The 11,050-nt window shown below is 46.1% G+C and carries 12 protein-coding genes and 3 pseudogenes; 11 read left to right on the top strand and 4 right to left on the bottom strand.

Annotation, left to right across the window (positions count from 1 at the left end):
* The coding region (locus ACCI49_RS21755) for an integrase core domain-containing protein (protein ID WP_371840492.1) at positions 1-243 on the top strand (243 nt) is incomplete at its 5' end.
* A gap of 315 nt (positions 244-558) precedes the next feature.
* On the opposite strand, the gene ACCI49_RS21760 is transcribed toward ACCI49_RS21755, so the two are convergent.
* Together ACCI49_RS21760 and ACCI49_RS21765 are read right to left on the bottom strand one after the other, a co-directional pair.
* Positions 559-1,035, bottom strand: coding sequence for a LabA-like NYN domain-containing protein (locus ACCI49_RS21760; RefSeq protein ID WP_371841341.1), 477 nt, complete (start codon positions 1,033-1,035; stop codon positions 559-561).
* A 301-nt stretch (positions 1,036-1,336) separates the two neighbouring features.
* On the bottom strand, positions 1,337-1,606 hold the full coding sequence (locus tag ACCI49_RS21765) for a reverse transcriptase domain-containing protein (RefSeq protein ID WP_371841342.1): 270 nt from the start codon (positions 1,604-1,606) through the stop codon (positions 1,337-1,339).
* A gap of 646 nt (positions 1,607-2,252) precedes the next feature.
* Between ACCI49_RS21765 and ACCI49_RS25150 the strand changes: the two genes are divergently transcribed.
* Positions 2,253-2,477, top strand: coding sequence for a transposase (locus ACCI49_RS25150; RefSeq protein ID WP_503629705.1), 225 nt, complete (start codon positions 2,253-2,255; stop codon positions 2,475-2,477).
* Here ACCI49_RS25150 and ACCI49_RS21770 read toward each other — a convergent pair.
* Positions 2,439-2,687 (bottom strand): annotated as a pseudogene (locus tag ACCI49_RS21770) (transposase); the annotation flags it as partial. The gene ACCI49_RS25150 and the pseudogene ACCI49_RS21770 overlap by 39 nt on opposite strands.
* A gap of 260 nt (positions 2,688-2,947) precedes the next feature.
* Here ACCI49_RS21770 and ACCI49_RS21775 point away from each other — a divergent pair.
* The 5 genes and pseudogenes from ACCI49_RS21775 to fos all read left to right on the top strand — a co-directional run bounded on the left by ACCI49_RS21775 (position 2,948) and on the right by fos (position 5,584).
* Entirely contained in the window at positions 2,948-3,568 is a 621-nt protein-coding gene (locus tag ACCI49_RS21775; RefSeq protein ID WP_371841343.1) for a LysE family translocator, read from the top strand.
* A 345-nt stretch (positions 3,569-3,913) separates the two neighbouring features.
* Positions 3,914-4,264: an RNA-dependent RNA polymerase family protein gene (locus ACCI49_RS21780; RefSeq protein ID WP_371841344.1), complete on the top strand. Its 351-nt coding sequence runs from the start codon at positions 3,914-3,916 to the stop codon at positions 4,262-4,264.
* An 18-nt stretch (positions 4,265-4,282) separates the two neighbouring features.
* A pseudogene (locus ACCI49_RS21785) lies at positions 4,283-4,606 on the top strand (reverse transcriptase domain-containing protein); the annotation flags it as partial.
* Positions 4,607-4,719: 113 nt separating this feature from the next.
* Positions 4,720-4,938 carry a group II intron maturase-specific domain-containing protein gene (locus ACCI49_RS21790; protein ID WP_371841345.1) on the top strand — a complete coding sequence of 73 codons (219 nt, stop codon included), beginning with the start codon at positions 4,720-4,722 and terminating at the stop codon, positions 4,936-4,938.
* 241 nt (positions 4,939-5,179) lie between these two features.
* Positions 5,180-5,584, top strand: a complete 405-nt coding sequence (gene fos / locus ACCI49_RS21795; protein WP_371841346.1) for a fosfomycin resistance glutathione transferase — start codon at positions 5,180-5,182, stop codon at positions 5,582-5,584.
* Positions 5,585-5,648: 64 nt separating this feature from the next.
* On the opposite strand, the gene ACCI49_RS21800 is transcribed toward fos, so the two are convergent.
* Complete coding sequence (locus ACCI49_RS21800) at positions 5,649-6,458, bottom strand: AraC family transcriptional regulator (protein WP_371841347.1); 810 nt, start codon at positions 6,456-6,458, stop codon at positions 5,649-5,651.
* A 497-nt stretch (positions 6,459-6,955) separates the two neighbouring features.
* Here ACCI49_RS21800 and ACCI49_RS21805 point away from each other — a divergent pair.
* The 4 genes and pseudogenes from ACCI49_RS21805 to ACCI49_RS21820 all read left to right on the top strand — a co-directional run.
* Positions 6,956-7,338 (top strand): annotated as a pseudogene (locus ACCI49_RS21805) (transposase); the annotation flags it as partial.
* Positions 7,339-7,584: 246 nt separating this feature from the next.
* Positions 7,585-8,283, top strand: coding sequence for a response regulator transcription factor (locus ACCI49_RS21810; protein ID WP_371841348.1), 699 nt, complete (start codon positions 7,585-7,587; stop codon positions 8,281-8,283).
* A complete protein-coding gene (locus tag ACCI49_RS21815; RefSeq protein WP_371841349.1) occupies positions 8,280-9,671 on the top strand; it encodes a sensor histidine kinase in 1,392 nt (463 codons plus the stop codon). The genes ACCI49_RS21810 and ACCI49_RS21815 overlap by 4 nt, the downstream gene beginning before the upstream one ends.
* Positions 9,672-9,751: 80 nt before the next feature.
* Positions 9,752-10,639: a pepsin/retropepsin-like aspartic protease family protein gene (locus ACCI49_RS21820; RefSeq protein WP_371841350.1), complete on the top strand. Its 888-nt coding sequence runs from the start codon at positions 9,752-9,754 to the stop codon at positions 10,637-10,639.
* Positions 10,640-11,050: the final 411 nt, after the last annotated feature.

The raw sequence follows: 11,050 nt of genomic DNA on the forward strand, positions 1-11,050 counted from the left end.
AGGCATCCACAAACCAACGGCATCTGTGAGCGCTTCCATAAAACCATTCTACAAGAGTTCTACCAGCCTTCATTACGCCGGAAGATCTATGGATCAATAGAAGAGTTACAAAAGGATCTGGACGAATGGCTCACATATTACAATAATGACCGTACCCATCAGGGTAAAAAGTGTTGTGGCCGCACTCCGATGGCAACACTTGAAGATGGAAAAAGCATCTGGAAGGAAAAACTCGTAAACTGAATTTGACCTGACAAAGCACCTTCTGAAAAACCGGTAACTGTCAGATCAAGTCTGAACTACTACATCTGATGCTAGAGCCTCAAGAGCCATATAGAGCATTTGTATCAATATAATGCTCGTTAGCTGTTATCTTCTTTGAAGCGAATGTAATCGACGTCGATAATTTTGTAAAAGAGCCAGGGAGCCTCTGAATAATGCCGTAATATCTCTGCGGGCCTTCAAGGCTCGCCCTTTGGGGGCGCAGAGCGATTCACACTCTGAAAACCAGAGGTATTACGGCATTATTCAGACACTCCCTAGGAATTCCGTTCGTGGTTAGTCGAGCAATAGTTTTTTTTCAATTGGAGTGAATTTGCTCGCTGCATTAATCAATGAGGCAGCTGTCAACTCTGGTACGCCATATACTTCAACTTTCTTGCCTCGGTCTAATCTAAGTTTATGAGCAAGAATGTCAAAGTCACCATCTCCTGAGACTAAAACTATAGTATCTACCAGGTTTGAATACTCTATGGCGTCAATAGTTATTCCTACATCCCAATCACCCTTGGCGGAGCCATCGGATCTTTGAGTAAAGGGTTTTAATTTCACTTCAAAGCCAATAGATCTCAAGATATTTTGAAATTCATACTGCTTTCTATCGCCACGGTCGATGGCATAAGCAGCCGCCTTAACCACTTCTCTTCCACCCGTCGCTTCGGACCAAAACTTATTGTAATCAAAGTTTCGTTTATAGATTTGCCTGCATGTGTAATAAACATTTTGCACATCAACAAGTATGGCAATTTTTTCCATTTGAGAATCCAGTAATATTGAGAGGCCTAATGCTCAGAATGGCGATATGACCTGCTGGCTCTTTTGTGCACACTTTATGCTGCTAGCTTTTCATATTCAAGTAACAATTGTTAGCCAAGGCCTGGGTATAGCTACTCTCGGCTATCAGGCTAGGCTATTTGGAGCCGGGTGCCTGTTCTGATATCTATGCTGACATCTTTATTTATGGTATCCAATCTAAGCGTATGAAATTGCTACTGCCATTAGAGAGTGCTTCATCGAGAAGTGAGATATCACTTACCCACCGATCAGCTGTAGTGGTCTAATCCTTCAGTAGGTGTTCGTGATTAATATTTTTAAAGAAACCCTTGATGTCTAAATCAACTACCCAGATTCTATTCCGGCATCGTTGTTTGGCTCGACGCACTGCGTCTATAGCAGACTTGCCAAGCCGATAACCATAGGAGTCAGGGTGAAATACCTTCTCCAATTCTGGCTCCAGCAGTTGCTTGACCAGCATTTGTGCAATGCGATCTTCGATTGTGGGAATACCCATGGGTCGCAGACTACCATCAAGCTTAGGAATATCCACTCGTTTGATGGCTGATGGAAAGTAGCTGCCAGATGACTGTCGATCCCATAGTTTGTACAGGTTTCTGGCGAGATTCGATTCATATTGCTCTATCGTTATCCCGTAGATCCTTGCACCGCCCTCATTGGCCTTGCTCTGCTTCCACGCTTCCCAAACCGTCCGTTTGAGAATGTTGAATGGCTTTGCGCTAATCGTTAATTCCTCCCCCTCTGGGTTGATTACATGGTTAGTTACCGAATACGACCACCCCTTCGCTCCATGACCATTACAGTCGCTTCATCACTACTACGGGTTGTTCCGCCCCTGTGCCCAGTCTTGGTACTCAACGTCTTGCAGGGCCTCTACTTGACGCTCTTCTTTAACTCCTCTCCTGCTCCACCCAAAAGCTCGTTGTGTGTTCACGCCGTCTTTATGCCGGATGCCGCTTAGTCGGTATACAGGTGGCCTCTAAGCTTATCCCCATACTTAGCCAGTGCACGGGTTTTGACATCATCTAGGTAATCAGCTTTCGACACTTCATCAGCGGTTCATTTGCGTTCGTCTCCACACAACATACCTGATGTATATCGCACGCCTTTTCCTCAAGCGCTTCTGACCAAAGCTCTTTACCCTGGCCAACTTGAGGCGGTTTGTTACTATTTCAGTAATGCGCGGCGCTGATATCACCCAAGAAGCTTTGTTCACAACCGTTCACCTGGAATCTTTCATTCCTAAAAAGCACCGTTTACGTGCAATCCGAACGCTCTTTAACCTCGTGCTTAAACGCATAGATTGGTTGCTGGACTCAGCATATGCTGAATTCGACCGTGAGTCTATTCCGCCTGAACACTTACTAAGAGCTCAGCTTTTGCAAGTTCTGTATACCATTTAAGTGGTGAAAGTTAAGAATCGTTGTCTCGTCGAGAATTGGGCCGCTTAAAGTCAATTCGGAAAAGTTACGCATAGATTCAATCTCATATAGCGCCTCTTCCATATCCGGATCACTGAGATTATAAAACAGCTGCATACAATGTATGCGCAGCATGATACTCAATGGATACGGCTGCCGGCCACGCTTACCTCGTGGATAACAAGGCGCTAATTGAGCTTCGAGTCGTTACCATGGATTGAGAATATCCATCTAAGAAAGAAACTTCTCACGGCGAGTTATACGGCGCTTTAGTTTATATTCTGCTTCGGCAAAGGTGACTTGGTGCATGATTCATCGCTATCTTGACAGATAGCTGAATACTACCAAATTGACTCGAAATTATTCAGAGATTCCTTAAGTTTCAATTTTGTACAAGACTATCCTTCTAGGTTCGATTAGCTTGAAAACCTCTAATTTAGGAGGTTGTCAATGTGAGCTTATTTATCATGTGGTTAGGTGTTATGTTTCCGTTGGTTGCTAGCCCAGGGCCAGCAAACATTGTGTTTGCTGCGTCAGGGGCACAAGTTGGTGTAAAACGTTCTATTCCGTTAGTTGCTGGTGTCGACATGGTATTTATAATGAAATCAATCATTATCGGTTACGGGTTTGGACAGGTTGTCCACACTTACCCAAATATTATGAATATCCTACAAGCCCTTGGTGCAATATATCTTGTGTATTTAGCCGTGAAATTCATCAGAAACAGCAGCAATACATCACAAAATACCCAAAAGTGTTTGGGCTTTTCAGATGGTTTAATTATACAAGCATTGAACAGTAAAGGCTGGCTAATGATATTCCTAATGTTTACTCTTTTTACAGAGCAGGCTCAGTTGGTTTTTAATGAACGAGGTATTTTAGTGTTAGTTATATGGCTGGCAATTCTTAATATTTCAATGCATCTTGCTTGGGTGAAAGCGGGTGAGCTATTAGCTAAGATATCAAATAGTAATCGCTATGAAAAAAGTTTAAATATTTTCTATGCTAGTTGTTTATTAGCTGTATCTGGGTGGTTAATGGTGGACAACCAGATTTGGGCGCAACTGGTCTAGTGCAGCACATGACAAAAACAGCAAAGCGACGCCAAAAAGCGGCGCGTTTTCTGTAAGCCTGTGTGCCAGGCATGACGCTTAGCTAGCGAGGTGAAAGTCCTCGTACCAGGTATTCGCAGAGCCGAGGGTTAGCCAAAGGGCAAGGTTAACTCTTCGAGGAATTGGCTGGAGGAAGTCCAAGGCAAAATCGTAGGGTGATGTAAAAGGATCGGACATGAGATGTGAAATAAGAGGGGCCAGTGGGCACGTGGCCATTAAGCGCTCCATCTGCAATTTGGCTTATGTTTTATAAATCCGACTTCTACGCGAGGAAGGTTAAGTGTCTTACCCAGGGAGGTCTGTGCTGTGTTGAGGGAACAACTGGCGGTAAAGCAATTTAGCGTGATAGCAGTACAGGAATCAGCAGACGGCATAGTAGGTATGACTCTCCATACTGAAGGCCATTATCCGCCCCAGGCCGTCAGGCGAGTTGAAATTCCCAAGTCCGATGGCAAGCTGCTCAAGTTGGGTATACAGACGGTTATCGACTGTTTTATCCAGCAGGCCATAGCCCAAGTTATCGGACAATTTTGGGAACTGACATTCCACCCTCACAGCTACGGTTTCAGGCCTCGGCGTAGTGCTCTCCAGGCTATTCGACACGCAAGAGATATCGTCACGTGTGGAAAGCGCTGGGTAATTGACCTGGACCTGTAAAGGTACTTCGATACTGTCAACCACGACCGGCTGATGTATCGGCTTAAAGAGCGTATACAGGACTCTGTGCTCCTTAAACTGATCCAACGATACTTGAAAACCCCGGTGCAAATTGATGGGGAAATAGCGGAAAATATGCAAGGCGTCCCACAGGGAGGTCCACTATCTCCGCTATTGGCCAATATCGTATTGGATGAACTGGATTGGGAATTGGAAAAGCGAGGCCGCAACTTTAGCCGCTACGCAGATGACTCCCAGATCTTTGCTGGAAGTCAAAGAGCGGCTGAGCGAAAAAAGAGAAGTCTGCAGCGCTTTATCGAACGACTCTCCGGCTCAGGGTAAATGACGAGAAAAGCGCGGTAGACCGCCCCTGGAAACGGAGTTTCCCCGGGTTCACCTTCAGTGCCCGACGTGGATATCGCCTGAAGGTAGCGAGCAAAGCCATCTTCAAGCTAATGCAACGGATTAGGGCGCTGAGTCGTCGAACGAGAGGCCATAAACTGTCTTATGTCATCGCGGATTTAAGAAAATACCTGCTTGGTTGGAAAGCGTACTTTGACATAGTGGAAGTACTGAGCCCGCTACGAGACATCGACAAATGGATCAGACGAAAATTGCGTTGTTATACCTGGAAGCAATGGGGTGCAATGGTTATCGAAAACTGCGACGTCTGAGTATAGGCCGTTGGACGGCATGGAACACGGCAAAATCCGGTCACGGCCCCTGGTGATTGAGTAAGAGCCCCGCCCTTTACAGGGCCTTGCCGAATCGATATTTGCTGTCTTGGGATTGCCATCGTTGGCAATGTGATGAGAAAATGAACTGCCGGGGTAGGTGAGCCGTATGCCCGGTGGTGTGGGAAAAGGGGTACCGTGAGGTGCCTCCCTATCCCGATTATGTTTACTAAGGAAGCTCGTGCTTAAATCTCTAAATCACATCACAATTGCAGTAAAAAATCTTGAGAAATCATTTGAATTTTATGTTGAACTTTTAGGTATGAAGCCCCATGCAAAATGGACGAGAGGTGCATATTTATCTCTTGATGATCTATGGTTTTGCTTGTCCGTTTCCGTTGATAAAAGCTCTCCAAGTCAAGACTACACACATATCGCCTTTGAAATAGATATTGAAAATATCAATGCTATGCGTGAAAGACTTCAGGTAAATGATGTTCCTGAATGGAAGAAAAATAGTAGTGAGGGAGACTCAATCTATTTTCTTGATCCTGATGGTCATAAACTTGAGGTTCACTGTGGTTCATTACAGACAAGGCTTGAGTCATTAAAGGTCAAGCCTTATGAAGGGCTAAAGCTGTATTAATCGTGAACATAAGTAAAATTCCGCATTCTTAGAATGCGGAATTGCCTTTGGCCCCCTAACAGGCTTACGAACACATATAGTTTGATGGTGTAACTCCAAAAGCAAGCTTAAAATTTCGGCTAAAGTGGCTCTGATCATAGAAACCACAAGTAAGAGAAGTCTCGACACAACTCATACCTTCGGATAAAAGTTTCTTAGCCTTTTTCACTTTGACTAACAATAAAAGTTGATGTGGTGTAATACCAAACAACTCTTTAAAACTACGAATTAACTGAAATTTAGTACAACCTGATACAGCCTCTAGTTCAAGGAGTGATGGATTTCTTTCCCAATTATCATGTATGAAATCTTTAGCTATGTACGCACTTTCAATATCAATATTTCTCGTATTATCAACTGGTTTGATTGATCCATACTTTGTGAAAAGTTTTTCTAAAGTTATAGCGAGCAAAGAACCTTTTGTTAAATCGAAACTCGATATCTCTAGCGAGAGGTGCAGTTGCAAAAGCTCATTAAACAAATGCAGATCATCTATGACAGGCTTATCGATGATAGGGGCCATTGGTAGATCAGTGTATTCAAACTGTTTTACCAATGTTGGTAAGTCAAAGTAGAACATTCGATATCGCCAGCCTTTGGGCGCACCAGCAAAGCCTGTATGCACTTCTGAAGGGTTAATTGCAACGATATGATGCTTTGGAACCAAAATATTATTCCCTCTATAAAACAATCCTTCTGCGCCATCCTCGATAATGCCGATAGCTAATTCATCATGCCAATGCTTTGAAAACTCAAACTTGATATAGCTCGCCGAAAGTAATTCAACTCCGGGTAAGGTTTGATTTCTCCATATTCTTGACCTTTCCAAACTCAATACCTTCACCATAAATGGGTATACAGAAGATGAAAATCACATAATCGGGATAGGGAGGCACCTCACGGTACCCCCCCTCTCACACCACCGGGCATCCGGGTCACCTACCACGGTGGTTCACTTCCTTATTTCTTATCACATTGCCAACGATGGCAATCCCAAGACAGCAAAATATCGATTCGGCAAGGCCCTGTAAAGGGCTGGGCTCTTACTCAATCACCAGGGGCCGTGGGCGGATTTTGCTGTGTACCACGCCGTCCAACGATTATACTCAGACGTCGCAGTTTTCGATAACCGTTGCTTCCCTATTGCTTCCAGGTATAACAACACAATTTTCGCCTGATCCATTTGTCGATGTCTCGTAGCGGGCAGTCATCGGATCAATACGGCTTCTTCGATGAGGTAGAGGCTGCGCCTGAAGTAGAGCCCTGTGCATAAGAGCTCGGCAATATTGTGTCTGGATAGGTTTCTGGTTTTTAGATGGGGTTTATTGAGTGCTTACTGATCTGAAGTGCGTTTATAAAGCGGCAGCGCTCAATGCTGCTGAGAATGCCCTAAATGAACAGGAGGCTAAGTGGGGAGATAAATATCCGATGGTGATCAAGTCGTGGCGTGGCAAATGGCCAACCCTCTCGACCTACTTCAAATATCCGGAGTACATCCGTACCCCGATCTTTACCACTAATACGGTTGAGGCTGTACACCGGCAGTTCCGCAAGTTGACCAAGATCAAAGGCGGCCTCAGCAATGAGGATAGCTTGCTGAAGCTTCTGTACGCCGGTATACTAGAAGCTTCCGAGCGCTGGACGCACCCGATCCAAAACTGACACAACTGACGATCCACTTTCCAAGTCGCTTGGAAAAATACATCAGCCTATGAATAATGAGGCTATTTCGCTAATACAGAGTTTTGGACATCTTCTTATTGCAGGCGTTAGTTACACTTTCTAAATTTTACCTCAACGGATTGAGGAAAAAATTTTCTACGGCTTAACCATCCAGCAATAGCTTCCTGATCTTTCTCTTAGAGAGGTAATCCTCAGAAAAGTCCCGATCCAGGGTATTCTTTTCATATCGGGTGGCTATAAAATAAAACAGCCCCTGATTTACTGAGTAACACCTTAATATGCCCATTGATAACTATGTCATCCTCTATGTAGAGGATGACAGGAACAGCTCTGAAATATTAGTGCTCTACCTGCAAAAACAAGGCTACAAAGTACTACATTTCGATAATGCGATTGACGGCGCCAGGGCACTTAACAATATCGAGATAGACCTTGCCATTTTGGATGTGATGCTGCCCAAAGGGGATGGCAGGGACTTGCTACGTCAGGCAGTCAGCCTGAACGTACCGTCTATCATGGTTACCGCCAGAGTCAGTGAGGAGGACCGCCTTGAGGGGTTTGATCTCGGCGCCGATGACTATTTGTGTAAGCCCTACAGCCCCCGCGAGCTGATCTCTAGGGTCAGCGCCCTACTAAAGCGCAGCAAGCTCGGAAGGCAGAGCAGTAAGCTTCAGTACGAGGGACTCGACATAGACTTGCCCCGCAGGCAAGTACTTTGCGATGGGGAACAACTCAATCTCACCCCAGTGGAATACGCATTGCTGACAGTTTTGGCAGATGCGCCCAACAGGGTATTAAGCCGGGAGCAACTACTCGACAAAGTTTGGAACTCCCACGCGGAGGTAACAGACCGCGCTATTGATACTCACATGGCCAACTTGAGAAAGAAGCTCAAGGAAAGTAAGCAGTCACCACGGTTTATTGCAACACGCTATGGTCAGGGCTACCAGTTTATCGGGCGCAAGGTTATTCAATGAAGCTGACCAGCAAAATTGCACTGCTGGTAGCTGTCAGCACCTTGGCACTGCTGGGTAGTTATTACCTTCTGTCACTCATCAGCACAAACAATGCAATCGTGGATTTCCAGGAGCGCAGCTCTGTGGTGATAGGCGATGCCCTGTTGGATAATAAACTGGTCTTATCAGAAATCCGCCAACACCCGCCATTGCAAAATGCCGAAGAACTTCTCTCTTTTTTAAACCGGCAGTATTCTAACCAATTTTTTGCTGTATTCAATGGGCAAAAACTCATTGCGGATAACTTTGACCGGGCTGCGCTAAAGTTGAAAAGTACCTCACTGGCAAGTGGAGTACAGCTCACGTTAACCGACCAGAACGGGCACAAGAGTGTGATTCACTTTAAAAACCCGGGTCTCAATGTTGATGTAAACACTGGCCCCTTAACACTCTACTGGCTACCGGAGACCCTGGTGGATCAGGGCAAAAAACAGGATAGGCTTAAAGAGCAGCTGAACAACGATTTCACCTTGACCTTATTGGCGCTGTCTTTGGTGGCGATAGTCCTTTCCTGGCTGGGGGCGTGGTATTTCCTGCTCCCATTGAAAGTCCTCAAGGCTAATTTCAAACAGCTGGAACAGGGTATGCTGGATACGCGGATGCCAGTGGCAAGGCTCGACGAGGTGGGGGAAATTATCCACAGCTTCAATCACCTAGCTGCCTGGCTCCAGGATATGAACCAGCAGTACAAGCATATGAGTTCCGACCTCGCCCACGAGTTGCGTACTCCCTTAACCGGGATACAATCCCGTATTGAGGCCATGCAAGACGGTATAGTACCCTCAGACCGCATACAGTTGGGGTATCTGCTCTCAGATCTTGAGGCAATCAAGCGGATTGTTGAAGATCTCAATCTGCTTTCCCTCACTGAGGCCCGCCAGCTGAAAATTCACCCCCAGTGGATTGCACTGGCAGATGTGGTTGTAGAGATACACAGCAACTATAAGGAAAGAGCCAGGGCTGAGAATATGGAGATGCCGCTTGAAATCCTTGATAGACGCGAAGCCTCTGTGGACGTTTCCCGCTTGCGCCAGATACTCATCAACCTGCTGGACAATGGCTTCAAATACGCTGCTGAAGGCGGCTATCTGGGCGTGAGCGTTGCGCCCGAAAGTGAGTGGACCACCGTTCGGATTACGGATCAGGGCCCCGGATTGAGCAAAAATCAACAGCATAAAATCTTCGAACGTTTCTACCGCCAGGACCCGGCGCGCAGTGATAAAAAGAGCCTGGGATTGGGGCTCGCCATCAGTCGGCAACTGGCCGAGCTGATGGCCGGAAGCCTGGAAGTCTCCAGCAATACCGACCGAGGCTGCACCTTCATCCTGCGCTTTAGGACACAACCTTAAGCTTCTTGATAATTCCCTGACATTTCCCCCGGATACTGCCCTATATAGATCACCGAACAGTAGTACAAGGGGCAAACTTTATGAAACAAGTAATATCTTCTCTGGCCGCAGCGGCTCTGATCAACGGCTGTACAACCGCTCGTGTGCCCCCTCAAGAGCACTTTACCAGCCTGCCAATGAAAATGACGGATGCGGGGCATGCTTACGTATACGGCGATATTGGCCGAGTCCAGGATTACCCGTTAATCATTGATACCGCAGCCAATTCGGGCGTACTACCGGAAAATTTGCTGGAAAAATTGCAACTGCCCCAGGAGGCCATCGATAAAGAGGAAGTCCAGGGAGCAACGGGAAAAAGGGAGATGATCTCCGGCACAGTGGGCCATACTTCCCTGCTAGGTCAGGCCATTTCTGACATTGAATATATCTTTCAGGATTTGCAGAGCCTGACGCTGAGCAACGGCCTGATCCCCGGCATTATTGGCCACAACTACCTTCGGCATTACTGCATAGAGTTCGACTTTATCAACAGCCGCTTTAACCTGGCGCAGGACAGCTGCCCAGCAGACAAGGTAGAAAACTTGAGGGCAGTCCCCTTTTATGTTGACGATGATTTTATCAAGACCAGGGCTAGCTTTGCGGGGACAGAGGTGGATGTCATTCTCGATACCGGCGCCCATCACAGCTTTATCAACAGCACACTTTTCTCAATACTGAGCAATGTAGGGGTAGGGAAGGAAAGCACCAGCTCGGGCCTTGGCGGGCACAAGCAAAAGAAAACCGAAATATATCAGGTGGGCTATCGGCTAGGTGACTTCCCCATTATGGAATCCAATGTCTATGTCGCGGATCTTTCGGTTTTTGATAACCTGGGCTATAACGACAAACCTTTCCTGCTTTTAGGGCTGGATTACTTCACTGATGGTCGCTTGATAATTGATTACCGCAATAGCACCATGTACTTTTAAAATCCGCCTTATACATTTGGGCTCTCAGTGAGAGCCCACGCCCTATGGTTATGCATGTGGCATTCTAATCACTTCATCTGCCTGGCAATCAATTCCCTTCCAAAATAGATCGAGACAATTGGAGATCGGAAATGGATTTAGTTGGCAATCTGGGCAGTCACGATAGCGGATGGGCCATGCGGGGAAGACTATTTCCCTGCCAGCTCCTGCGCCCCGACAATTTTTGTACTGTCATAGATGCCCTTGATGTCAAATATATCCTCTGGCTGCAAATTCATCCTTGAAGCCACCTGGGCTGAGAGCTTAGGGATTTCCCTGTGACGTTTTATGGTAGTGTTCAGAACTATGTGTCATTTCTTTATCATTAACAAAAAAGAGATGACCCATGACCAAACCCACTTTCGATATGGA

Origin of the sequence: Microbulbifer epialgicus (assembly GCF_041447265.1) — a bacterium.
GTDB classification, from domain to species: Bacteria; Pseudomonadota; Gammaproteobacteria; order Pseudomonadales; family Cellvibrionaceae; genus Microbulbifer; species Microbulbifer epialgicus.